21 protein-coding genes, 1 tRNA gene and 1 pseudogene are annotated in these 24,745 nt (G+C 37.0%); 15 read left to right on the top strand and 8 right to left on the bottom strand.

Annotated elements, in window-relative coordinates:
- Positions 1-87 precede the first annotated feature (87 nt).
- From GFH30_RS00920 to GFH30_RS00860, 13 genes are all read left to right on the top strand, one after another.
- Positions 88-573, top strand: a complete 486-nt coding sequence (locus GFH30_RS00920) for a hypothetical protein (RefSeq protein WP_153370295.1) — start codon at positions 88-90, stop codon at positions 571-573.
- A 75-nt stretch (positions 574-648) separates the two neighbouring features.
- Positions 649-1,884 (top strand): nucleoid-associated protein, encoded by a 1,236-nt coding sequence (locus GFH30_RS00915; protein ID WP_153370293.1) that lies wholly within the window; start codon positions 649-651, stop codon positions 1,882-1,884.
- Positions 1,859-3,130: a hypothetical protein gene (locus GFH30_RS00910; protein ID WP_153370291.1), complete on the top strand. Its 1,272-nt coding sequence runs from the start codon at positions 1,859-1,861 to the stop codon at positions 3,128-3,130. The genes GFH30_RS00915 and GFH30_RS00910 overlap by 26 nt, the downstream gene beginning before the upstream one ends.
- A complete protein-coding gene (xseA, locus tag GFH30_RS00905; RefSeq protein WP_153370289.1) occupies positions 3,131-4,393 on the top strand; it encodes an exodeoxyribonuclease VII large subunit in 1,263 nt (420 codons plus the stop codon).
- Positions 4,386-4,580, top strand: coding sequence for an exodeoxyribonuclease VII small subunit (gene xseB, locus GFH30_RS00900; RefSeq protein ID WP_153370288.1), 195 nt, complete (start codon positions 4,386-4,388; stop codon positions 4,578-4,580). Before xseA ends, xseB begins: the two co-directional genes overlap by 8 nt.
- A gap of 339 nt (positions 4,581-4,919) precedes the next feature.
- Positions 4,920-6,191, top strand: coding sequence for a tyrosine-type recombinase/integrase (locus GFH30_RS00895; protein WP_153370286.1), 1,272 nt, complete (start codon positions 4,920-4,922; stop codon positions 6,189-6,191).
- Positions 6,192-6,369: 178 nt separating this feature from the next.
- Positions 6,370-6,669 (top strand): helix-turn-helix transcriptional regulator, encoded by a 300-nt coding sequence (locus tag GFH30_RS00890; RefSeq protein WP_227551527.1) that lies wholly within the window; start codon positions 6,370-6,372, stop codon positions 6,667-6,669.
- Between the two features lie 225 nt (positions 6,670-6,894).
- On the top strand, positions 6,895-7,140 hold the full coding sequence (locus GFH30_RS00885; RefSeq protein ID WP_153370284.1) for a hypothetical protein: 246 nt from the start codon (positions 6,895-6,897) through the stop codon (positions 7,138-7,140).
- A gap of 261 nt (positions 7,141-7,401) precedes the next feature.
- Positions 7,402-8,616 carry a hypothetical protein gene (locus GFH30_RS00880; protein ID WP_153370282.1) on the top strand — a complete coding sequence of 405 codons (1,215 nt, stop codon included), beginning with the start codon at positions 7,402-7,404 and terminating at the stop codon, positions 8,614-8,616.
- 217 nt (positions 8,617-8,833) lie between these two features.
- The gene (locus tag GFH30_RS00875) at positions 8,834-9,541 is read left to right on the top strand and encodes a hypothetical protein (RefSeq protein WP_153370280.1); all 708 of its coding nucleotides are present in this window, start codon (positions 8,834-8,836) and stop codon (positions 9,539-9,541) included.
- Between the two features lie 244 nt (positions 9,542-9,785).
- A complete protein-coding gene (locus GFH30_RS00870) occupies positions 9,786-12,413 on the top strand; it encodes an AAA family ATPase (protein ID WP_153370278.1) in 2,628 nt (875 codons plus the stop codon).
- A 535-nt stretch (positions 12,414-12,948) separates the two neighbouring features.
- Entirely contained in the window at positions 12,949-13,632 is a 684-nt protein-coding gene (locus GFH30_RS00865; RefSeq protein ID WP_153370276.1) for a hypothetical protein, read from the top strand.
- 262 nt (positions 13,633-13,894) lie between these two features.
- Positions 13,895-13,970 (top strand) — tRNA-Thr (locus tag GFH30_RS00860).
- A 78-nt stretch (positions 13,971-14,048) separates the two neighbouring features.
- Here GFH30_RS00860 and GFH30_RS00855 read toward each other — a convergent pair.
- The 3 genes from GFH30_RS00855 to GFH30_RS00845 form a co-directional block, all read right to left on the bottom strand.
- On the bottom strand, positions 14,049-14,897 hold the full coding sequence (locus GFH30_RS00855; protein ID WP_153370274.1) for an SAM-dependent methyltransferase: 849 nt from the start codon (positions 14,895-14,897) through the stop codon (positions 14,049-14,051).
- A gap of 3 nt (positions 14,898-14,900) precedes the next feature.
- On the bottom strand, positions 14,901-16,208 hold the full coding sequence (locus GFH30_RS00850) for an FAD-dependent oxidoreductase (protein ID WP_153370272.1): 1,308 nt from the start codon (positions 16,206-16,208) through the stop codon (positions 14,901-14,903).
- Between the two features lie 391 nt (positions 16,209-16,599).
- The gene (locus GFH30_RS00845) at positions 16,600-17,478 is read right to left on the bottom strand and encodes a pirin family protein (protein ID WP_153370270.1); all 879 of its coding nucleotides are present in this window, start codon (positions 17,476-17,478) and stop codon (positions 16,600-16,602) included.
- A gap of 305 nt (positions 17,479-17,783) precedes the next feature.
- Here GFH30_RS00845 and ycaC point away from each other — a divergent pair, with 305 nt between their 5' ends.
- Positions 17,784-18,410, top strand: a complete 627-nt coding sequence (ycaC, locus tag GFH30_RS00840; RefSeq protein WP_153370268.1) for an isochorismate family cysteine hydrolase YcaC — start codon at positions 17,784-17,786, stop codon at positions 18,408-18,410.
- Positions 18,411-18,561: 151 nt separating this feature from the next.
- On the top strand, positions 18,562-19,485 hold the full coding sequence (locus GFH30_RS00835; protein WP_153370266.1) for a LysR substrate-binding domain-containing protein: 924 nt from the start codon (positions 18,562-18,564) through the stop codon (positions 19,483-19,485).
- 67 nt (positions 19,486-19,552) lie between these two features.
- Here GFH30_RS00835 and ahpC read toward each other — a convergent pair whose 3' ends face one another.
- The 5 genes and pseudogenes from ahpC to GFH30_RS00810 all read right to left on the bottom strand — a co-directional run bounded on the left by ahpC (position 19,553) and on the right by GFH30_RS00810 (position 24,450).
- On the bottom strand, positions 19,553-20,116 hold the full coding sequence (ahpC, locus tag GFH30_RS00830) for an alkyl hydroperoxide reductase subunit C (RefSeq protein ID WP_153370264.1): 564 nt from the start codon (positions 20,114-20,116) through the stop codon (positions 19,553-19,555).
- A gap of 243 nt (positions 20,117-20,359) precedes the next feature.
- Positions 20,360-20,938: a single-stranded DNA-binding protein gene (gene ssb, locus GFH30_RS00825; protein ID WP_153370262.1), complete on the bottom strand. Its 579-nt coding sequence runs from the start codon at positions 20,936-20,938 to the stop codon at positions 20,360-20,362.
- Positions 20,939-20,989: 51 nt separating this feature from the next.
- On the bottom strand, positions 20,990-22,354 hold the full coding sequence (locus GFH30_RS00820; RefSeq protein ID WP_153370260.1) for an MFS transporter: 1,365 nt from the start codon (positions 22,352-22,354) through the stop codon (positions 20,990-20,992).
- A 159-nt stretch (positions 22,355-22,513) separates the two neighbouring features.
- Positions 22,514-23,594: pseudogene (locus tag GFH30_RS00815) on the bottom strand (DUF475 domain-containing protein).
- 157 nt (positions 23,595-23,751) lie between these two features.
- Positions 23,752-24,450 (bottom strand): hypothetical protein, encoded by a 699-nt coding sequence (locus GFH30_RS00810; protein WP_153370258.1) that lies wholly within the window; start codon positions 24,448-24,450, stop codon positions 23,752-23,754.
- Between the last annotated feature and the right edge of the window lie 295 nt (positions 24,451-24,745).

Below are 24,745 nucleotides of genomic sequence, written 5' to 3'. Positions count from 1 at the left end.
TAACTAAACATGCCTAAACATAGTTGTTGGAAAATTCACCAATAAGCGTTATAAAGCATTGCTAAGAAAGAAAATATTAGGAAATATATGTCTTATATAATTAAACTAATTTCAGAAAACTGCTACATCATTCCGGATGATGACGGTTGGCTTACTACTACAGAGTCACAACAAGAAGCGATTGAGACAGGACTCTTTGATGATGTTGAATCCGCAGATGAAACCGCTCAAAGTTTTAGTGGTGGGATGACCAGAGGCATAGATTACATAATCCAGCCAGTCTCTAAAGACCCATACCATGTTGTGGAAATTATTCTTCCTGAAGAAATTGCCCCAAAACTAAAGGACATCAATAGATTTATTAAAAATGGTAAGGCACATATATTCCTTACTAATGTAACTACTGCTGATGATGCCATTGAAGGTTTTACTCGATACGGCGTTTCAACTGGATGCAATGCAGTTCTTTATAAGGCTACTCAATACGAAACTTGTAAAGAGGCTATATCACAGTATCTAAATGAACAATTTGGAATTCAGTGGAAATTAAATTTGATTCCCGTTCAAACGTAATTTGAATATATAAGCTTTATAAAGTGCATCATTTAAAATTTTGTTTAACATATATTTCGGTAAGGGTAATTTAGTATGAGTGGTTCGAATGACATTATTGTTCATGCAATGATTATTAATAAAATCATTCGTGAACAGCATCAAAAAAGAGAAAATCGAACAGCTCCTTTAATACGCGCAAATTTGCACCCACATAATAAAAATGCAATAAAGCTGATTAATTTTTTAGAGACTCAACGGGAAAAATATGGATATGCTAGTTCATGTGCATCTGATTTTACAAAAACGCCTACGCTAAGTAATATCTCCAAGGAGTATCTTTTTGATGGAAACCTTTTAGACGATAGGCACGATGTAGAAAAAACAAACTTAGCAGTCGAAAACATTTATCAAACTCAATATCGCCGTTATCTGGCAGTTATTACACATGCCTTAGATCATCATGTTTATAGCATGCCAGCGACAACTGGTGACCATGTTCCAATCATATTATATGAGAAAAATGATATTTTTTATCTTTATATTGCCTTGTTAAATGTACAAGATGATATAACTATAGATGAGAATACAGGCGAAATATTAGATACAACAAGCTTAAATTCGAATACTTTTAAAATTGCTTTAAAAGTAGATATTAATGGCATGTATGACCATTATATAAAATTAAAAGAACAAGAAAATAATGCAACAGAAGACAATACCACTGATTTACCGAATTATGTTTGGTGGGTTCAAAAAGGTAAAGAACAGATTCCACAATATGTACAAAACTTTATTCCTGTTAAATACAAAATTGACGATGCTAAAACTACAAAACACCTAATGCTTACCTTGAGAGGATATCTAGGCACAAGCCCATTTGCTAACAATGATAGAGATGTTATAGATAAGTTAGTTTATAATTTGCTCGCCGACAAAGCTGAACAGAAACTTCCTGTTAACATCACAAGTGATATTGATCCAATCATTAATGAAATTGCAGCGCAGCGTGACATAGATTTATCTTCAAATTTATTTAAGAATTATAGAATAGCAAATGGATTTAAAGATGATGAAGTTGGTAATGTATTCTTTCCTGATAGGACAACTGTAAAAGGTTTAGGTCAGTTAAAATTCGATATTAAAGTCGAAGGTAGTGAGCCAATAAAAATTTCTGGTATGCGATCGCATGCAGGAAATACAATAGAGCTTAATGAGGAAGATCCCGATAGCCCATATGTCAAAATTAAGGTTGAGCTGCGTGATGTGGCAACATTAAGGCAGCAGCTGAACCAAGGTACAATAAATGAGCCAAAAGAAAGCGAAGATTGAGGAATTACTTGCTTTAAGTAACGATCTCGATTTCAAAAACAACAGTATCTCTGGGACAGTAACACCTGTCACAGCGGCTGATATCGCTCTTATTAATGTATTCATCGAGCAAACTTTTGGGGACGATTTTAAGTTTGATGGAATAACGCCGAAAGCAAATGAGACTAGCCTATTTAGACTGAACTTAATACAAGACTCAAGTAATTACGCGACTTATCAAAGTTACATTCAGCATAAATTGGATATCACTAAAAAAATTAATTGCAGTGATGCTGATGTAATATATGAGAATCTTAATGAGATGAAGAATGGTCAGGCTGATTATATTCCTGAGTTAAAGTTATTTACTAAATTTATACGATGTCTTTCTGAAAATTACTACCAGAAAGACAATGTTTTAATTTTTTTCTCCAAAAATTACTGTGAAGTTCCTGTACAACCACGTGCCTTTGAAAAATACCTTGATTCAGTCAAACTATACAAAGAAAATAAAAAATTAACCAAATCTCTCCAAGAGTTTTTAAATTGGATTACTGAACAAAAAACGGAGGGTGATGTTACTGAACCCCTAAATGCTCATAAAAGTGAACTATATGTTATTGTTGCTACTGAAATTATAGAGAATCTAATAACAATAGATAAAAATGATAGAATTTTCAATTTAATCAAAAATATAGAAAATGTCATCAATGATACAAAATCTAAATATAGTTTATATCTAGATGATTTTAAGTACTCAAAATTTATTGAAAAAATTAATAAACATTCCGAAGAATTTCTAAATAAAGTTAATAAGGTTATTACTGATCTACAAAGTCAAATTCTCGCTATTCCATTAACTATTTCAGCTATTACTTTTTTTAAAGATCCTGATAAAGTTAATACCTATATCTATGCTGGTTTTCTAGTGTATTTAATGATGGTATTTTATTCTGGATGTCAACAAGCCTACAATCTAACGCATATTAGAATTCAAATTAAGCAATTCAATGAATCCGCTAAACTTCCTAAGGAATTATCCACTGAATGGAAAAAGGAAATTAAGCCTGTAAATCAAAAAATTTTATGTCATCAAATTTTTTTATTGATAGTGTCTCTATTTATTGGTTTTTTAATTGGTGTCTGCATTATTAATATAGATTTTTTATTTAGTTTATTTTCTAAAATAAATTACTTTTACTTTTTTTCAATTGTTTTTTTCTGCTGTATAGCATATTTATTAATAATAAAAAATTTAAAAAACTAAATGACAGAATCTCAACTTTCTTTAAGCGCATACCTTGCAACGGTCCAAGAAGTTATCCGTATAGCTTTTGATGAACCGGTATGGGTAAAAGCTGAAATCCGAAACCTCAGTATTAAAGGTGGTCACTATTATTTAGAGCTGGCTGAGAAAGATGAAAATACAGATAAGGTCATTGCCAGCTGCAAAGCAACCATCTGGAAGTTCTCTGCCGCCAAGATGGTTTTAAAGTTCGAACGTGAAAGTGGTATTGAGCTATCAAAGGATTTAAACGTATTAATTAAAATTAAAGCTAAGTTTGATCCTCAATACGGCTTTTCAGTCAATGTTGAAGATATTGATTCAAGCTATACCCTAGGTGATATTGCACGCCGTTATCAACAGATATTAGAACGATTACGCACTGAGAGTTTGTTAGATAAAAATAAATCTATTCCTACTCCTTTCGACATCCAAAATGTATTGGTCATAGCTCCTGAAAAAGCCGCAGGATTAGGTGATTTTAAGAAAGATGCAGATACATTAGATAAAGCCGGTGTATGTCATTTCATTTATCACAATGCGACCTTCCAAGGAAATACTGCTGCTATAAGTATCATTGATTCACTAGGTAATGGTTTACGTCAATGGGCTTCAAACTTTGACACTGCTCCTGATCTGATCGTTATTATTCGTGGTGGCGGAGCGGTAAATGACTTGGCTTATCTGAATGACTACAAATTAGCTGCACTTCTAGCTAAACGATCAGTCCCTATTTGGGTCGGAATTGGTCACGAGAAGGATCGAACGATATTAGATGAAGTCGCTCATCGATCATTTGATACTCCAAGTAAAGTGATTGGTGGTATTCGCAATTTGATTATTGAACGTACTCAGGAAGTAATCGAATCACTACAGACCATCAAACTTTTATCTCAGCATCAAATTACGGCGTATCAGAGCCAAAATGATCAGTATATTAAAATGATCAAGACCCTTGCGCATGGACAGATCAATCAAGCGAATAAGACTTTAGATATAATTAAAGGCTCAACACATTACTTAGCCCAACAGAAAATTAAGTTAGCCTCCAATGAGGTTGAATCATTAATGCGTGAGACTCTCGTGCAAAATCCACATAATGTGATGGCAAAAGGTTACGGTATAGTCCGCAGCCAAGGCAAAGCTATTCGCTCTATCCAGCAAATTTCAGGTGACAGTATCCATGTAGAATTACAGGATGGGATCATTGAAGCCAACGTGATACAGGTATCAAGTAATGAATAAGAAAGAATTATCGTTTAAAGAGGGCTATGACATTCTTAAAAAGAATGCCGAACTGCTTGAGTCACAAGAAGAGCCCGACATTGATAATTTGATGCAAATCGTTGAAGAATCCATGTCTGCCTATAAAGCCTGCAAATCACGAGTAGATGCCGTGCAGCAAGCTTTGAATGATACATTTAAAGAATAAATAGAATATTTAGGATAAGTGGCATTTAAAATTTTGTTGGTATTTTTGTTGGTATATTCACATATTATAAAAATAAAAAATCTATAAATACAATTACTTAATATTTATTTACGACTCCCTCTTTCACCGCCAAATTCGACTTTTACGGGACTGTACCGTAGTGCGAAAGGCTTGAATCTAAAGGGTTCAAGCCTTTTTTTATGCCTGTACACTACGGCGCAGTCTAGTAGTATCCCGACATAGTTGTCGGTACATTTGACGGTATATCATTAAAAACTGCCTATTTATGAGGAGAGTTCCGTTTTTCCTGAAATTTATACCGTCAAATGAGGTTAAAAATTGGCTAAGCAATCCAACAAACTGACAGCTAAAACTGTGAAAAATCTAGCTTATGATCCTGATAGCACTAATAAGTATGCTGATGGTGGTGGGTTGTATCTTTTCATTCATAAGAATGGATCAAAATATTGGCGTTTAGATTACCGCCGCCCAATCAGTCAAAAACGAAATACCTTAGCTTTGGGTATCTATGATGAAGTCACACTAGAAAAAGCACGCCTAAAGCGTGATGAAGTTAAGCGTATGCTTGCTGATGGCATTGATCCCGCAGAGGAACGTAATCACCATCGAGATGAACTAAAAGCAAAACTTGAGAATACCTTTGAAAAATTTGCTACTGAATGGCTCAAAATTCGTGAGCTTGAAGGGAAAGTAGACCGAGAAACAATCCGCAAACTCAACCGTGATATCTTGCCATTTATTGGCAAATTACCTGTGACTGATTTAAGTGTCGAACAGCTTGAGCGTGATGTAACGAATAGCCTTGTTGAACGCGGTGCGCTCGAGTCAGCTCGCCGTGCCAAATCTATTATGGGTATGGTTTTAAAGCTTCCGCTTAAACGCCGTCTCATCACATATAACCCAGCTTATGACATTACCTTACCCAAGCCTATTAAAGGTAATCACAACGCGGTAGTAAGCGAATCAGAGCTTAAAACAATGCTCCAAAAGATTTGGCGATATCATGCGGAGAATCCTCGTGCACGTTTAAGAACAGAGCTTGCGTTGAAGCTTTCAGCATATATCTATCAACGTCCAAATGAGATCCGTGAATTGTTATGGGAGCATGTCGATTTTGATAATCAACGTCTGTGCTTTCGTGCGAGTAAAACTCATCAAGAGCATATCGTTCCCCTCTCTCGTCAAGCTTTTGACATTTTGAAACAGCTTGAAGATATGCGGACAACTTCAGAATTTGTATTTCCTAGTGTGAAGTCATCTCATGAAAGCATGAGTGAGGATACGATTCGTCAAGCACTCAATAGACTGGGCTATAAAGGCAAACACACGGCACATGGCTTTAGAGCAACCGCACGTACAATTTTAGGTGAAGAGCTTGAGTATCGTATTGATATTATTGAACACCAATTAGCGCATACGGTACGTGATCCTAATGGGACTGCTTATAACCGTACTAAGTTTTTACGCCGTAGACGTGAGCTAATGCAGTTATGGGCAGACTATTTGGACACTTTACGTCAAGGTGGAGACGTATCTGTTTTTAAACCACTTCAAGAAGAGAATATTATTCTTTTTAATAAATCAGCTTAAAAAATATTGGTAACAGCACCATAGTTTTTAACTAGCTATGGTGCTGTAAAAAGTCTTAATTAGAATAAATTTAAGCCCACAAAACGCGATAGAACAAATAACAATCACTTAAAAATATTTCAAACAAAAAGTAAGAAAATTCTCCCTATACTGAATTTGAAATAGGGGTGTTTTAAGCATGTTAAATTCATCTAAAACTTTGAATACAGATTATCAGACTAGAATGCCAAGCCAATGGCTTCGCATGAGTCAAATTGCTACTACTGCAGAGAGGAGAGCACGATCATATATTACTAAAGACGGAAAAATTCGGCATATTAAAGCACGTCCCGCTCGCATAGGATTACTTCCCTTAGGTGAGTCAACGATATGGGATAAAGTTCGTCAGGGAAGCTTTCCTCAGCCATATCGACTATCAGATCGGATCACCGCATGGAAATCCGAAGATATTCAAAATTGGCTTGATGCAATTCAATAAGCCAGTCGCCTATACAGATCATCTGTAAATTTAAAACCTAACATTTTCATTACTTAAATTGGTCAGAAATAGTGATCGGGCTAAGTCATGCCTAAATTCTTGAATCACTTAATTAATGAGCTACATAACCAACTGTTTTTTAATAAATAGTTGAATTAACGCCAGTGATGGTATCTACATACGCTTATCCATTGGGAATAAGCATTACTAAAAGGAAATTGTTCAATGAACAACTCAACAACTAACCTTAACCAAGCAAGCATCTTAGATAATCTAAAAACTGAGATTATCGAAGATACGATCCGTAATCTTTTAGAAGAGAATGACGGGACATTTGATCTTACAACTCCTGAAGGAATTCAAAATGCTGTTGATTACACGGTTGACTACTTAATGATTAACAAAATTAAAGTCGACTTAAAACTGTTATCAACCGAGTTAATTCGTCACTTACCTGTGAGCAAGGGTTAATCATGAACTTGACGATTGTTAGCACTGAACTTTTCGCAGATATTCTAGAGCATAGTGAAATTCTAAAAGTAGAAGATAAAAGCGCTTCGACAACGGAATACACAATCATTTATGAAGGCTTCAAAACCCTTCTGATTGATACTGCTTACGAAAAATATCTAGTCGAATAGCCTCTTCTTGTGTGCATGTCCTACATGCACACATTCCCCTCTGAATTGTAATAATCAAATTTTTTCAATCTCAACATCATCAAGGATGAATATGGATCAGGATCAACATTGCTCAGAACTCTCGGAATCATTCTATGATGCCGTGAAATCGTGTGATGAACAGCGAATGAATACTAATGGTAATTATTTATTTGAGTTTCTCGTTAAAGAAACCCTTCAAAACTCGTCAGGAAAACATTTAACATTTTCAGAAAGAACAGGAATTACCGAACTTCATACTTTCTTAGATGCCTACCAACGGCGTTTACAAATCAATGCTGATGTTGCGGAAATCATTGAAGCTGAAATTTACAGCAGCGTCTCTAGTTATAGCATTGAAAAACGCATGGACTTCGAAAATCCAGAGCTGTCGGAAAAAGGCTTTTCTATTAACTTTAAACCCATTCAAATTAAGGCAGTCATTGATTGGCTAGATTTATCATTTGAAGTGAACCCAAGCAAATGCACCTTTGCACATAAACCCAATGCAAGAAGTCTGATCAAAAGTTTTCTTACGCTTAAAACTGGCACGAGACATTATGTAAAAGCGGATGAGAGTCATATCGCCCAAGAGCATTTAACTTTTACTATTCGACTGCATGACATTAAGCACAAGAATGATGTGCTTAAAATTGCTGAATTACTTGCAAGACAATACGGTGCAGACATTAGCCAAATGAAGATTGCAAATATTGAGCTTTCATTAGATTTCTATCATGCCCCAAGTAAAGCTATGCTTTCAGCTCTCCATAAGTCACTTAGATACGAAGCCACGGCGGATAACTTTCGAATTTATAAGTTCGTCAAAGAGGATATTCGGAATAAGTTCAATCCTGTCCCGCATGCGCCGTCCATGCTTCTTAAACGGTTTAATAAGGATTGGTGTCTAGGTGTGAATCCTAAAGGCTCACCGCTATGTTATCGGCTTTATGTAAAAACGACTGATAGCAACAAACAGCCTTTACCGTTAGAGGAACACCGTTTAAGAGTAGAAGTAACTTTGAACAATGGTAGGTTTGAAGTGAAAGATCATTCAATTGAAAACTTAGCCAATATCATCAAAAAGGGATTTAAGTTTTTGAGCTTCACTCGTTTGAACTCTCACCCTCCTAGTAAGCTAAAAGAGTATTACGAGGAACGGATCAAACCCTTCGGCCAAGAAACTATTAAACATAAAAAAGGCTCGCTTGAAGATGGAATTCAACCTTATTCGGAGCTGAATAAGCTTGTGTCAAAAGCTGTTTTTAACCTCAGTCGTAATTTCTAAAAATTAATGATTTAACCTCAGCTTTCCAAAAGAAAAAGATCAGTAAGATATTGTTTTATATATACTCTTACTGATCCTCTAATTTTGATCTTCCTAATACCTATACATATATTATCTTTATAGACATACATTATTGATCCTTAGTCGGATTTATTTTACTTTTCACACAAAATATCATACCTGTCTTAACACTTTATAACTTATGACAGAGATTAGAATGGCGGTTATATTTACTTTAATGATCCTTTTAGGGGCATTATTTTTTGTTCTTGGGCTAAAGGTACCAAAATTTTCAAATTTGCATAAATACGGAATCATTTTATTTTCATGCGGACTCGCTTTCGCAATCATTAATTCCATGATTTCTTTAAACAAAGAAAGATCTGCAAGTACAACCCCATCTATTTCAAATGCAACTGTAATAGAAAATGACTCGGAATCAAGTGCAGCGGTAGAAGCACCAGAATCCGATGTGGTAGTTGAGGAAAATGAAACTCAAAGCTCTATTGAAAAGGAGTTTGATTGGGATGCTTTCGATGCAAGCCCAGAGCGAGCAAAACTTAGTGATGATGTCCGTGACATGCAAAACAATAATTTAAAAGGCGCTAATTTTTTACCATTTAACGGAGAAGATACTGGTTTAGGCAATTTCATGATATCTCAAGGACTAAAGTTTACAGATGTATCTTTGGATTGCTTCTCAAGTGACACACATTGCAAACTTCATGTACACATTAGTCGTAAAGAATATCCATCAAAAGTAGACGGATATATTTGCGGTGCAGTAGCATATTGGACAGCCCCTTATTCAAATCTAAAACAATGGACACCCAATGAAGGTATGGCTTTACCTCCCTTACTCTATGAAGGTAATGTAGATGCCGTATTACGTAAGATTGATTATGAGCGCGACAGACGTTGCTAATCTTATATAACTTAGCAAAAGGGGAATCAACTCCCCTTTTGTTTCATAAGTAGAATCGGCGAAGTCTTAGAATAAAAGCGTTCTACTCTATGGAGACTATTCGTAAATTTTGTGCAAATTTGAAAGGTCTTATACTTCTCAAATAAGTTTCCAAAAGTTGCCTATAACTTACTTTCTTTTAATCAATAAAATTAGTTATATTGATTAAAATTATTTTAATTTATAAAAACTTGGGGGAAATTTAATGAATATGATGGGGCAACCAACCGTACAACTAGATAATTTTGAACAATGGATTTGTGAAAGACCCAAATGGTTACAAAGCGTAGCTGAATTTTTAATTTCCAATAAAAGAATGCCTAATGATTCAGAATTAGCATCTTTTGTAACTCTATGCGAACAAGAAGCTAAAGATTTGGCGGGAGCATTTACTACTATTAGTGCGGGCTCATTAAATAATGCTGCTATTAGACCACAAATCCGAATCAATAAAATCAATAAAATCTCAGGTGTTAATGCTATAAGAATGGGATCTACATTAGATTTTGGTGGAGGTAATTTAACCGTAATTTTTGGTTCAAATGGTTCAGGAAAATCTAGTTATTCTCGATTATTGAAAAAAATTTGTGGATCAAAAGCACAAGAAGAAATTTTAGGTAATATTTTTGCAGATAAACAACACCCTATATCAGCAGATATTGAGGTATGTTTGAATAATCATCCCCCTTCTTATACTTATGTATGGCTTCCTAACGGTTCAGAAGATCAACATCTAAAACATGTTCATATTTTTGATAATAAAACTGCTCAAATTCATATGAACAAGAGTGAAGCAACTTATGAGCCTATGAGAATGAGGTTTATATCTTCACTTATAAAAGTATGCGATGAAGTATCTTCAACTTTGCAAAGTAAGAAAGATCTTTTAAGTTCACATCTACCTCAAATCCCTGTACATCTTTATTCTTCTAGTGCATCAGATTTAATAAATTCACTGAGTGCAAAGCCCACAATTGAATTTATTGACTCAAAATGTACTTACACTGATACAGATGACCAAGAACGGGTTCAGATTGAAGCAACTCTAGCTAAGCAAGATATTCCCTCTCTTTTAAAAGAGATAGAAACCACTAAAATTAGCTTAAAAGTAACTGGTCAATATATTGATAAGCTCAAGGAATTAACTTCTATAAAGTCTCTAGAATCTATAGTAGAAGCTAAGCACCAAGCTACATATAAGCGAAAATTAGCTGTAGTAGAAGCACAGCGTGTATTTTCTAATAGTGAGTTAGAAGGAGTAGGTCAGGAAGCTTGGATTTCTTTATGGAATAAAGCAAAAGAATACTCGGAACATATCGCCTACCCTAACCATAACTTCCCATTTACAGGTGAACATGCAAATTGTGTACTTTGTCATCAACCCTTAACAGATATAGCCAAAGCTCGCCTTCATAGTTTTGAAGATTTCATTCGAAGTAGTTTGGAAACTGAGGCTAAATCAGCCGAAAAAGCAAAAGATCAACTCTTAGCAACCCTAAGAAAATGTTTGACTCAAGGTGAATGGACATTGCATTTAGAAAAATTACACCTTGATAAAGAACTAATTAATGACTTATTTGAAGAGTTAAATGTATTAATTGAAACAGTAATCCACAAAGATTCTATTAATGAATTAAAAATGTTTAATTGGAGTATCATTTCTGAGGCTTATAAAAGAAAGTTGCAAGCAACCGAAAAAGAAGAGCTATCATTAATCTCTGTAAATGAAGATGACTCTAGAAAAGCTTTAGAACAGAAACTAAAAGATTTAAAAAGCTCTCAATGGTTGCATCAGAATAAAAGCGCTTTATTAACTGAAAGAACTCGTTTACTTACTATTGCTGAACTTGATAAAGCAATCAAACTTTGTAGTACTAATGCATTAACTCGTAAGAAAACTGAACTAGCAACGGATGAACTAGAATTAAAATATATTCAAAGATTTGAAGAAGAATTAAAAAAGCTAGGCGGTACTAGAATACCAATTAAGCCTGTCAGCTTAAATAAAGGAAAAGGTAAAATTTTATTTGATCTAGTCATTCAAGGTAAAGTACAAGAAGCTCAAGCTCACCAAGTTTTAAGTGAGGGAGAAGCCCGAGTTGTTGCCTTAGCGGCATTTTTAGCAGATATCACGGGCTCTGGACAGAATACACCTTTTATATTTGATGATCCTATTTGTTCCTTAGATCATGTTTTTGAGGAAAAAGTTGTAGAACGCCTTATTGAACTGTCTAAAGAAAGACAAGTTATCATTTTTACTCATAGATTGTCTTTATTGGCTTTAGTCCAAAGCGCGGAAAAGAAAGCAAAAGAGATAGCTAAGGTTAGTGGAGTTCCCTCTTCTGTAAATATCCATGTAGAGACTATTACACGACTTCAAAATGAAACTGGTATAGTTTCGAATCCTTTAATACGCAATGATAAACCTGATACAGCTCTTAATAAAATGTTATCTATCTTAATTCCAAAGTTAGAAAAATATATTGCAGATGGTGATGTAGAAAACTTTGAAAAAGATGCTTACCACTATTGTAGTGAATTTAGGATTCAAGTTGAAAAATGCGTAGAAACTATACTTTTAAATGAAGTTGTTACACGGTTTAGACGTGCCGTCCAAACTCAAGGAAGACTTTCAGCTCTTGCAAAAATTGAACTTGAAGATTGTGAGTTAATTGATGAACTCATGACTCGCTACTCTGTATTCGAACATTCACAACCTGATGAAATGCCACCTCCATCTCCAGATCTCCAAAGTATTACAGAAGATACTCAAAAGTTAGCTAAATGGATTAAAGCCTTTAAAGCCCGAACTTTAGCTACAATGGAAGCATAATTTATTTTGACGGTATAAATGACGGTACATTTACAAACATGAAATTTCATGTTTAACTAATTCAAGTATTTAGATGTTAAACCTGACGGACTCTTTCACCGCCAAATTCGAAAAACCTGCAATCCAAAGCAAACCTAAAGAGCTTGAATCTATATAGATTTAAGCTCTTTTTTATACCTTTTAAAAATCAAAAAATAAGATGTAATCATCATGATGTCGGTACATTTGACGGTATATTTTCCAAAATATACGCATGAAATCAATATTTGCTCTTTTCGATATATATATACCATCAACTTAAATCTAAGATATGTCATCATTCAATAAATATATAGGCTCTATGCCGTTCAAGTGCTAAAGCTTTTATTTGCAATCAATGTTTTTAATTTTAAAAATATAAAAGCATTAAAAAGCTCAAATTAGAAGATGACAAAGACAAACTTATTCATTAATTTTTTAAGTAATATTTCAATAAAATATTGTAAAACGGTTATTTTTTGTTAGCATGTTGCATATTATAGGGGGGTACACAATAATGAAAAAAACATTAATGATCGGTCTAACGATCCTTTCTTCAAGCGTGGCATGTGCTGATCAGGCACTCAATGTTCAATATGGTCAACCTGCGCCACTAGGTACAACACCAAATTATGTTTCAACAACGGTCGTATCTGAGCAAAGTCCAAATAGTTTCACACTACATGGCGGTTATTCTGGTTGGAAAGTCGATTCTAGCGAACTCGGTAAAGGCCGTTTCCGTGGTTTCCAAATTGGTTCAACCTATGATTTTGACCGACGTGGACTTTGGACGAAATACGAAAACCAAAGCAGCGACAATGTAGATGTTGATCTCATCTCATTTGGTGCTCAATATACGTTCTACAATAAAAATAATACCTATGTACTTGGTCAAGCCGGTATTGGTTATATGTGGGGTGATTGGAAAGAAAGTGCTACGTTTTCATTTGAAGGCAGCGATGTGACTGTAACCAATAAAATCAGCGCTGATAATTTCTTAATTCCAGTCAATGTCGAGCTAGGTCATTACTTCATGCCACAACTAGCAGCTTACGCAGGTCTAGGCTACAAATGGACAGACAATCATAAAGCGAAAGATTGTTTAAATATTGAAGGAAGTAGTTGGTGTGATAGTGGTCGAAGCGGCGCTCTTGATGTTAACGGACTCAGCTACAACTTCGGTTTAAAATACCGTTTCTAATTGCTTAATATCTTTTAAAAAGCCACCTTGTGTGGCTTTTTTTACATCTGCTCAATCTTCCATATAAAATTCGATCTTTGTACCGCCTTTTACTCTTTATACAAACTCATTCATTTTAAATTCATTCGAATGGATGACTCAAAATACAGATTGATCACAAATCATATTCGCCTCTTATCATTTAAAAAGCCCTATAAAAACATTAACCGCTCATTTTTTGGCTTGCGTGCTTAAAAAAAATCTGTAGAATGCATTCCACAACGCCGGCATAGCTCAGTTGGTAGAGCAACTGACTTGTAATCAGTAGGTCCACAGTTCGAATCCGTGTGCCGGCACCATTATCTTAGCCTCGCTTTTTAGTGAGGCTTTGATGTTTCTGGGTATTTGATTTTTAAAATAATAAGCGTACCAAAAGCTTAATACTTCGCTTGTGCCGTGACTTGTACATAGCGAATCAAACCATCTGCATATAATTTTCGACACAATTTTGCGGTCATTTGAATTTTTAAAATATCGAATGCCCCTGCCTGAACAGATTGATCCCGATCTTTTAAATTCAAATGTTGGATGACATAATCCGAAAATCCCGCCAATACATGTTCTGACAAATCTTCAATCTGAATATTTTTAAATTCAAAATGCTCAAGCAACGTTTTAAATTCAGAATAAGTTTTTAAATTTTTTAAATTCACATCTGCGGATTTGAGCAATAGTCCGTATTTCGATTTTTGAAATGAATTCAAAGTCTGCCAACGCTCAGATAACATTAAATGATGAAAACCAATTCGCGCATTTGAATTCAAAATACTTTGCATTTGCGCTAAAAAAATATCAAGTGGACTGTGATAGGCAGCATCAAGACACAGCACCACATCAAATTTTTGTGAAAATTGAATGTCTTTGAGTCGTAAAAATGATGCTGCATAAATGGCATTCAAGTCAGGTAAGTTACGTTGAATATGACTGACACAGTGACTTTGCAATTCTAACCCTGCCAAATATCTGACCTGATAGTGCTGCTGCCAATGCAATAAACTTGCCCCTTGCCCACAACCTAAATCCAGTAATTTATCTTCTGAATTTAAACCTACGACCTGGGCAAGATGATCTGCCAAGGCAATACAAGCGGTACGATAATCATGCTGACCTGTTTGCCAATAACCGAGATTGCTCCAAGGCAATGGCGTTTGATCACCAAGTAAAGCTGCATTAATTGCGTACTTATGCTGAAGCTTTTGTTTTGACCAAGCCTGAAACAATCTCATGGTTTAGTAACCCAATTGCGGTGCGACTTCCACAACAGGTTTGAGACCTTCAAATGGCAGCGGCGCACCAAATACTTCTGCGATTTTCATGGCAGACGTGACAGCCGATTCTAAAATAGGTAAGCCATCGCATGACCAAGAACCGCAGAAGAACACTTTACGATTTGAATCTAAGTGTCGTTGCTGTAATTCGGTATTCAGTGCCACAGTATCAGCATCTACTACTGCACGCGTTAATGTCACGGATGAAATCACTTTTTTCGGGTCAATCTCAGTCACTGGACGCCACGTTTGGAATACGGCAGATTTACCCACCAAGCTCGGTTCAATTGAATTCAGCCATACAGTAAATTGTTGACGGGTAAATTTACGATCCATCATATAACTGAGCACAGCCCAATCTTTACGCTTCGGTGGCATTACGGTCGTATCGGTATGAATGACCAATTGCCCTTGCTCAAATTTGAATTTTTTAAGCAATTCAATATCATCAGCGAATTGTTCAGTATCAAGGAATTGATCAATTTTAGTGGTCGGTGTTGCCACAATCACGCGATCAAAACACTTTGAATAGCCCGCCGCATTTTCAACTTTAACCTGTTCACCTTGTTGTTGAACTAAGGTAATGGCTGAACCATCTTCGATGTGAATGCCTTGAATAAGTTTATCGACCAATGCCGGTGTGCCACCTTGCAGGCGCAATAGTGCATCACCATCGGTTAATTGGCGTAAGAAAATTAATAGCGGTTTGGCTGGCCATTCACCAATAGTTTTAGGATCACAAGTGCAAATGGTATACAGCACAGGCATTACGACACCATGCAAAAAGACTTCTTCAATTTCACTACGATTAATAAATTCAGCCAAACTGATATCTTGATTTTTAGATTTGAAGAAGCGTGTCAGTGCGGCTTTGAGTTGCAATAATCCTTTGACCAAGCGCCAGCCATATTGCTGTAAACCTTTGCGGTTATTAATAATCGGGAAATTACCAATGCGGCTGCGTGAGGTGGTCAGCCATGTTTCGGTTTTATCTTCAAATAACCAACTGCACGCCATATATGTTCGTACAGGAAAGGTTTTAATCCCCAAATGGGTAGCAAGACTTAAAGTATTTTTCCACAGATGGGGATTCATGACACGTAAAGGTGCATCAATTAAACCACCTTCGAACTCAAGACTATGACTGTCCATACCACGACCTTGAAGTGCTTCAAAAATCGTAATTTGATGTCCTGCATCTTTAAGGATTCTGGCAGTTGCCAGTCCGGCCATGCCACTCCCAATTACTGCGATATCCAAACTGATCATCCATTATAGAAAAAACTTTTCGAAATTATGACCTATGCGCGCAGGAATGATGTTATTAAAATATTCCAGATTATGGCTTTTTCACTAAACTTAAACAGAGTGAAGAATGAAGCTATTTAACTTTCAATTGATACAGCTATTCAAAAAATTATCTTATAGAAGGCACTATTTATAATTTATTCATTAAAAAACAAAGATTATTTTTTACCTATTTAGCTTTAAAGGATTTACTTTCTAGTACTAATTTCGTATGATTCTTACCAAAATGATAACCACATCACACTTTTAAACCATCCATGAATCATAACTACATGTAAAAGAATAAAAAACGATAGCGCGTTCAACGTAAAAGCCCCTGTACATACAGGGGCTTTTACAATTTTTTATACGCTTATGACTCGATTTGAACTGGAATTTCACCAAATTTGCCATTGTTAAAGTCTTGGAAGGCTTGAACAATTTCATCTTTGCTATTCATCACAAATGGACCATAACCTTGAATGGGTTCATTTAAAGGCTCACCCGTCAAAATTAAAAACTGCGTATCCGTATGTGCTTGTAGCTGTATAGCCGTATCTTGGTCACGCGCAAACATCACGATTGAACTGTCGAGAACCTCCGTTCCATTAATTTCAACCTCGCCTTTCAGTACCACCACCAACACATTGTGCTGCATTGGTACATGCACAAAGCTTTCATGTTCAGCCTTAAGCTCACCATCCCATACATTTATGGCACTGAAGGTGTTCGCTGGACCTTGCTGATCAGCACATTCACCCGCAATCACACGGATATGTCCAGCATTATCTTCAAGTTGGACATGCGGAATCTCTGCCGCAGTAATGGCTTGATAACGTGGCGCGGTCATTTTATCTTTGGCAGGTAAATTGACCCAAAGTTGCACCATCTCAAACAAGCCACCTTGTTGCGCAAAGCTCGGAGAATGAAATTCTTCGTGCACTAAGCCTGAGCCTGCTGTCATCCACTGTACATCACCGGCTTGAATGGTACCGCCACCGCCACTCGAATCTTTATGCGTCACTTCACCTTGATAGGCCAACGTCACAGTTTCAAAGCCACGATGAGGATGCGAACCAACGCCATGTTGCGCTGAGGTTGGTTCAAAATGATAAGGTGCTGCATAATCCAAGAGCAGAAAGGGACTAATTGCTTGACCTAAACGATCATACGAAAATAAATTTTTAACAGGAAAGCCGTCCCCGACCCAATGCATATTATGGTTACGATAAACACCGATTACTTTTTTCATCTTTTATACTCCTATATAAGATAGGATGAACATGACTTTATCTTATGCTTAAATATGTGCTGATTAAATAAACAAAACAGTATGCAGAATTTCACCAATGAGATAATAATCACACTATTTATTAATTTTAGTTTATTATCAATCAATAAAATGTCTACACCATCTCATTTTTAAGATTTATTGTCTCATATCTACGACTTATTCTATCGGGTTTTTCTAAGTATTATTCTAAAAATAGCATGATGCTTGTCATTTTCTGACAATTCAATTGCTATATTTTTTGAAATTTATAAAGGAAGAATAAAATGGGTAAGCCATACGTACGTTTAGACAAAGACAATGCCGCCGTTTTGTTGGTTGATCATCAAACCGGTTTATTATCATTGGTTCGCGATATTGACCCTGATAAATTTAAAAATAATGTCCTTGCACTTGCAGCAGCAGCGAAATACTTCAATTTACCAACGATCCTAACCACAAGTTTTGAACAAGGTCCAAATGGTCCACTTGTTCCAGAACTTAAAGCCATGTTCCCAGATGCACCTTATATTGCACGTCCAGGTCAAATCAATGCATGGGATAATGAAGACTTTGTCAAAGCAGTCAAAGCAACAGGCAAAAAACAGTTGATTATTGCGGGTGTTGTGACAGAAGTCTGTGTTGCATTTCCGACACTTTCTGCACTCGAAGAAGATTTTGATGTCTTCGTGGTAACAGATGCCTCAGGTACATTTAACCATCTAACTCGTGATTCAGCTTGGCAACGTATGACACAAGCCGGTGCTCAGTTGATGACTTGGTTTGGTACATCGTGTGAGTTGCACCGCGATTGGCGTAACGATGTCGATGGTTTGGGCGCACTTTTTGGTGCACACATTCCTGATTACAGTAATCTGATTCAAAGTTATGCATATAACACGGAGAAAAAGTAAGATTTCTCTTAAAAAGCGATCTTTTGATCGCTTTTTTTTAACTCTTTAGTATCGTTCGGCTGTTATTTAAATTATTTTAGAAGCCACAGTGCCATATTCGCCTTAATATACATTTTCTCCTCTTCTCAATTCAGAACGTTCGGAGCAAGCCATGCATTCTTTTGACGATTACTACTACTTTTATTTGGTAGTGAAGTATGGCGGCTTTAGTGCAGCCAGCGATGCATCCAACATCACCAAATCTAAACTGAGTCGTCGTATTCTAGACTTAGAAGCAAAGTTTAATGTGACGCTTATTCAGCGTTCAACACGACATTTTAAAGTCACTCCACTTGGACAAGAATTTTTCATTGAATGTGAAAAAGTCATTCATCAAGTAGAATGCGCACATAATGTGTTGCTTAAACAAACCAGTGAACCTCAAGGTCTGATCAAACTGAGCTGTCCTTCGGTCATGATGCGCTATCAAATCCGCCCTTTATTGAATGAGTTTTTAAAGCAATATCCAAAAGTACAAATTGAAATGGAACTCAGTAGCCGTCGTGTTGATGTACTGCATGATGATATTGATCTCGCAATTCGCACCAATTTTTCAAGTAATGAAGATTCAAGTGTCATTGTGCGTGATGTCATTAAAACCACGCATTGTTTGGTGGCAAGTCCAAGTTTAATCAACGGTCGAAGCATTCAATATCCAATCGAAATTAGTGATTTCCCTACCATTGTGCTTGGCACGCAAAAACCGCGTTATCAATGGCATTTACATCGTCCAGACACCCATGAAAGTATCGATATTCCTTTAGCACCGCGTATTAAAAGTAACGATTTGGCAGGGGTCTATTATTCGGTAATCGATGGTTTAGGGATTGCAGACCTGCCCTATTTAACGGTTGAAAAAGATCTTGCTGCGGGTCGATTGGTGCATATCTTGCCAGAATGGTGTTCGAATATTGGTACTGTGCAATTGGTTTATGCATCGCGTAAAGGTCAACGCTTGGTTATGGAAAAGTTAATCGAGCATTTAATTGAAGGCTTAAGAGCAAGTGCCGAAGAAAACACAGGTTACACCCATTAATTAAGCTCAACACATAAAAAAACCAGCATCGAGATGCTGGTTTTTTTAGTGAGTTCAATCTAAATACTTAGATTTTACCAACCAAGTCAATTGAAGGTGCTAAAGTTGCTTCGCCTTCTTTCCATTTTGCAGGACATACTTCGCCTGGGTGCGCGTGTACATATTGCGCCGCTTTAACTTTGCGAAGCAGTTCTTGTGCATCGCGACCAATACCACCAGCATTGATTTCTACGATTTGGATTTTACCTTCAGGGTCAATCACGAAAGTACCACGGTCAGCCAAACCTTCAGATTCAATCAGTACTTCAAAGTTTTTCGCCAAAGTCCAAGTAGCATCACCTAGCATTGGATATTGGATTTTTTTGATTTCATCAGAAGAATCATGCCAAGCTTTATGCGTGAAGTGCGTATCTGTCGATACTGAATAAATTTCTACGCCCATTTTTTGGAATTCAGCATAGTGATCGGCTAGATCGCCTAATTCAGTTGGACATACAAAAGTAAAGTCAGCAGGATAGAAGAAAACAACCGACCATTTGCCTTTAAAATCTTGTTCAGATACTTCAATAAATTGACCATTTTGGTACGCTGTTGCTTTAAATGGTTTAACTTCTGTGTTGATTAAACTCATGATCTATTCCTCGATATGTAAATGAGATTGCCTATTCAGTGAAGCCATCATAGAACAAGGTTATTGATTGGTAAAACCGTACTTTTTTATAATTATAATCGTTTTTTTGAATTTTATTATTTTTTAAATTTTTATGTATGAATCAATAAACCAAAAAATTAAATTTGTTAATCACATAGATACGGTATTCATCCATAAAAAAATCCGCCTTCGAAGGCGGATTTTGGTGATGATGATCTTTACTTAAAACGGAAGATCATCATCTAAATCTGCTGCAGGTGCAGTTGTTGGCGCAGGTGCTTTTGGTGCAAAACCGCTTGGGTTATTGTTGCCATAACCATTTGCAGGCGCATTATTAAAGCCACCTTGTTGCGGTGCATTGTTATAACCACCTTGGTTAGCATTGTTGTTATAGCCACCTTGGTTATTTTGGTTATTGTTAAAGCGTGGTTGATTAAAACCAGTATCGCCTTGCTCACCTTGTTGACGGTTTGAGTCCAACATTTGCATTTGTTCACCACGAATTTCTGTGGTGTAACGTTCTTGACCATTTTGGTCTGTCCATTGACGAGTACGTAATGAACCTTCGATATATACTTTTGAGCCTTTGCGCAAATATTGCTGTGCAATTTCGCCTAAACGGTTATGCAAAACAATACGGTGCCATTCAGTTTGTTCTTTACGCTCACCGGTACTTTTATCTGTCCATGAGTCGCTGGTTGCAATCGAAAACTGAGTGAGTGATCCACCATTGGCAAACGTTTTGGTCTCTGGATCTTTACCCAAAGTACCGACTAAAATGACTTTATTTACACCACGCATCTGACATTCACTTCCTATCTATTTCTATATTTTACTTTATAAGAGTTATGCTTAAATGGCTACCTCTTTACCCAACAAGTGCGTTAATTGTTGTCGCGCTGTATCATCTATCAACTGTTTATCGACTTTTATATAGGCCACTTGCTGCTCGGACATCACCACGACTTCTTCAATACCATGAATTGCCAAAAGTTGAGAAGTCCATTCGTCCGTTTCTTTGCTCTCCGGCAAACGCAACACCAACGATGATAAATATCGCGGCTGCGCCAAACCAAAACTCAGCAATAACCAAATAATAGCAATAGCAGACAAAATACTCCAACCCATTGCTGTGTTATTCAGCAGCAATAATTGACCGCCAATCATACCGCCAAAAAATGCACCTAAGAACTGGCTACTCGCATTCACGCCCATGGCAGTGGCTTTGGATTGAATCGGTGCAGCTTTCGATAACCATGACGGCAATAAAGCTTCCATCACATTAAAAGCAATAAAGAATAAACCTAAGCCTGCAATCAGAATATATTTCGATTCATAACCGAAAATCAGCACCAATAAGCCCAAAATAATACCAGCGATAGCCGTCAAGAAAATGCCACGCATTTTGCGGTATTTTTCTGCAAGAATAATACTTGGGAAGGCAAAGAACAGGCTAATCACAAGCAATGGCAAATAGATCAAGCCATGCTTCGCCAACGGAATCTCAGCGAACTCAATCAACTGTGAGGGCACATAGATAAACATCGCAGTCAGCAATAAATGCAGTGAAAAGACCGAAACATGCAGACGATTTAAATCCGCCATTTTTAGGACTTGTTTCAGTTGTGCAATATAACCTTGCTGAAAATTACGATGATGACGCGTGACTTTAGGTACAAGCAATAACATTGAAATTGCTGCAATACCCATAATCGTGGTCACCCAGAATAATCCTGAAATGCCGACTAAACCTGTAAGCCATGGTCCTAAACTAAATGCCACAACAAAAGATAAGCCAATACTCATCCCCATAGTTGCCATGGCTTTAGTCCGATTTTCTTCACGGGTCACATCGGCAAGCAGCGCCATCACTACAGCCGAGACTGCACCACCACCCGCGATGGCACGACCAATAATCACGCCATAAATGGTGTCTGACATCGCGGCAATGGCACCCCCCAATGCAAACATCAACAAGCCCAAAACCACCAATGGTTTACGGCTATAACGATCTGCAATGAGGCTAAATGGAATTTGTAAAATCGCTTGGGTCAAGCCATAGATCCCGACTGCAAGTCCAATGAGCGCAGGCGTAGCATATTGATATGACTGCCCTGCCACGGAAAACACAGGAATAATCATAAACAACCCCAGCATGCGCAGTGCAAAAATACTGCTCAGGGCAAAGGTCGAGCGACGTTCTAAAGCATTCATCATAAAATATGGCAGTTCATTGAGTTGATCTTGAACAGCGATTATAGGACATTCAGCCGCGATGGATGCATGAATTTTATTTGAATTAAAACTGAAGTTGATCTAAGAAATAAAAAAGCGCAGCCAGAGCCACGCTTTTAAAATCAACTGTAATCAAATGCTTTAATGGGCTTGGCGTTTGTTGTACTGAATAGACGCAATAACTGCCCAAATAATAAATGCTACACCAATTAAACCTGTTACAACTTCAGGAATATGCAAACCTGTACCACTTGCAAGCATAATAAATGCAAGCGCACCAATGGCATAATGTGCACCATGCTCAAGGTAGACGTATGCATCTAATGTGCCTTTATCCACCAAGTAAATGGTCATTGAACGCACGAACATCGCACCAATTGCAAGACCCAGCATAATAATCACAACGTCAGAGGTAATGGCAAAAGCACCAATCACGCCGTCGAAACTAAACGATGCATCCAGTACTTCTAAATACAAGAAGCCACCAATACCAGCTTTTACAACGCCTGTCGGTGCACCATTTGAATCGTGCGCGATTGCATTGCCGTTTTCATCGACTTCAGGTTCACCACCGAGTAAATGACCCAATACTTGTACACCGATATAAATCACGATGCCCCAAATACCTGCCATTGTCACGACTAAACGTTTTGCTTCATCGACATAACTTGCCATCACCAACAACGCAATTAAAGTCACAAAGACTGACATTGCAGGCACACTTGCCAAATTGGCTAAACGGCGTTCCAAAAATTTAAACCAATGCGTGTCTTTACCTTCATCTAAGAAGAAATTCAAGAACACCAACATCAGGAATGCACCACCAAAGGCAGCAATTTCAGGGTGATGTGCCATTAATTTTGCTGAATAGAGTTTTGGATCATTGAGTGCCAGTTGCACCACTTCCACAAAGCCCATGTCTGCGGTCACAGCAACAATGGCAACAGGGAAAATTAAACGCATACCAAATACGGCAACCACAATACCGACCGTTAAGAACAGCATTTTCCAAAAATGATCCCAACCACGCAGCACAGATGCATTAACGACTGCATTATCAAACGATAAAAGACACTTCCATAATGGCTAAAATCGCAGTGATGGTCAGTGCTGAAAGCATGGTCTTTATGCCTGCCTCAGGACCATGGGTATAACCCCAATACGCCGACAAAGCTAAACAGACGATCGTAAAAATGATCGAGAAACCAAAATGTTTCCACATAAAAGTTAACCTTGAATAAAATGATGGATTAAAAATACAAAGATGGGCTAATTATGAGACTTTTGTGATTTAAACCAAAGTCATTCCCTGTTGCTTTTACATTATTTTTGATTTTTCCGACTGAATTATCTGAATGGAAAAATAACCACTAGATCGATCAACGTCGTCGACGCCACAACCAATACGCTAAAATTAAAATCGCCAATGCGGCAAGTATCATATTCTTCTTGCCCGATTCAGCGGCATGCTCAATTGTAGTTTCTTGTGTTCGATCCGTATCCGTTACCACATCTGATACAGCCTCATGTTGAATCGTTTCTGCTTGCGGCTTATGTAGGCTTGATGCTTCACTTTGAAGCGCTATTTTTAACAGTTCTTCAGGCTTTGCGCCTTGCCCCACAATCACATACACCGCAGCCGCATATAAACCATGTTGCACAGGAATGCTCAGCGTGAGATGAATATCATCTTGATGATTATAGCTCGGCAGCCAATCTATAAATTGTGCATACACCCGAACAGGATTGTCTGCTTGTAATAGCGGTGCTTCAATCTTGGTTTGCTCATGCTGTTGAATCGCAGCACTGATAGTGGGTAAATCCGTCAGTAAATAGCGATCTGAACGTGGAAGATCTGTGGCTTGAATCTGTGCAAGCCATGGATTGACCGTAGGATTCGCGATATTTAAAGCCCCTTTGGCTTGAATTTGAACATGAAGTTGGGCTTGAGCATCCGACATGCCTTGATGGGCAATGACATAGATAGCTGTCCAAAATTGCTGATCTTGCTCTACCTCTGTAATTTCAAGATCAATCTGCTGCGTAGTTGCTAAATCGATGGCTTGTTTGAATTGCATGATTTTGAAATCTTGCGCATAGACGTTTATATAAGCGCATATACAAAAGATAAATACCCCGATTGATTTCAACATCTGCATTCACCTTCATTTCTTTTTTATTTTCATATAAGTATAGAATATTTATTCACCATTAAGTATAAAATAATTAAAAATTCAAATAAAAAACAAACATTTAAAATCATTTAAAAATTCATTCAATTTTTATCTTTATTTTAAAATTGTGTCTGAATGCTGCATAAGCAGACAGTAAACCCACATTCACCGCCATAACTTGACGTTTAACATACTTTTC

It is taken from the genome of Acinetobacter wanghuae (assembly GCF_009557235.1).
Taxonomy (GTDB): domain Bacteria; phylum Pseudomonadota; class Gammaproteobacteria; order Pseudomonadales; family Moraxellaceae; genus Acinetobacter; species Acinetobacter wanghuae.
Note: the sequence above shows the minus strand (reverse complement) of the source record. Positions and strands in the feature narration are given on the sequence as shown.

Coding starts and splice junctions, on each gene's coding strand:
- ycaC (WP_153370268.1), top strand. CDS start 17,784: ATGGGTAAGCCATACGTACGTTTAGACAAAGACAATGCCGCCGTTTTG.
- GFH30_RS00920 (WP_153370295.1), top strand. CDS start 88: ATGTCTTATATAATTAAACTAATTTCAGAAAACTGCTACATCATTCCG.
- GFH30_RS00835 (WP_153370266.1), top strand. CDS start 18,562: ATGCATTCTTTTGACGATTACTACTACTTTTATTTGGTAGTGAAGTAT.
- GFH30_RS00845 (WP_153370270.1), bottom strand. CDS start 17,478: ATGAAAAAAGTAATCGGTGTTTATCGTAACCATAATATGCATTGGGTC.
- GFH30_RS00910 (WP_153370291.1), top strand. CDS start 1,859: ATGAGCCAAAAGAAAGCGAAGATTGAGGAATTACTTGCTTTAAGTAAC.
- GFH30_RS00915 (WP_153370293.1), top strand. CDS start 649: ATGAGTGGTTCGAATGACATTATTGTTCATGCAATGATTATTAATAAA.
- GFH30_RS00870 (WP_153370278.1), top strand. CDS start 9,786: ATGAATATGATGGGGCAACCAACCGTACAACTAGATAATTTTGAACAA.
- GFH30_RS00875 (WP_153370280.1), top strand. CDS start 8,834: ATGGCGGTTATATTTACTTTAATGATCCTTTTAGGGGCATTATTTTTT.
- ssb (WP_153370262.1), bottom strand. CDS start 20,938: ATGCGTGGTGTAAATAAAGTCATTTTAGTCGGTACTTTGGGTAAAGAT.
- GFH30_RS00820 (WP_153370260.1), bottom strand. CDS start 22,354: ATGATGAATGCTTTAGAACGTCGCTCGACCTTTGCCCTGAGCAGTATT.
- ahpC (WP_153370264.1), bottom strand. CDS start 20,116: ATGAGTTTAATCAACACAGAAGTTAAACCATTTAAAGCAACAGCGTAC.
- GFH30_RS00885 (WP_153370284.1), top strand. CDS start 6,895: ATGAACAACTCAACAACTAACCTTAACCAAGCAAGCATCTTAGATAAT.
- xseA (WP_153370289.1), top strand. CDS start 3,131: ATGACAGAATCTCAACTTTCTTTAAGCGCATACCTTGCAACGGTCCAA.
- xseB (WP_153370288.1), top strand. CDS start 4,386: ATGAATAAGAAAGAATTATCGTTTAAAGAGGGCTATGACATTCTTAAA.
- GFH30_RS00880 (WP_153370282.1), top strand. CDS start 7,402: ATGGATCAGGATCAACATTGCTCAGAACTCTCGGAATCATTCTATGAT.
- GFH30_RS00810 (WP_153370258.1), bottom strand. CDS start 24,450: ATGCAATTCAAACAAGCCATCGATTTAGCAACTACGCAGCAGATTGAT.
- GFH30_RS00855 (WP_153370274.1), bottom strand. CDS start 14,897: ATGAGATTGTTTCAGGCTTGGTCAAAACAAAAGCTTCAGCATAAGTAC.
- GFH30_RS00890 (WP_227551527.1), top strand. CDS start 6,370: ATGTTAAATTCATCTAAAACTTTGAATACAGATTATCAGACTAGAATG.
- GFH30_RS00850 (WP_153370272.1), bottom strand. CDS start 16,208: ATGATCAGTTTGGATATCGCAGTAATTGGGAGTGGCATGGCCGGACTG.
- GFH30_RS00865 (WP_153370276.1), top strand. CDS start 12,949: ATGAAAAAAACATTAATGATCGGTCTAACGATCCTTTCTTCAAGCGTG.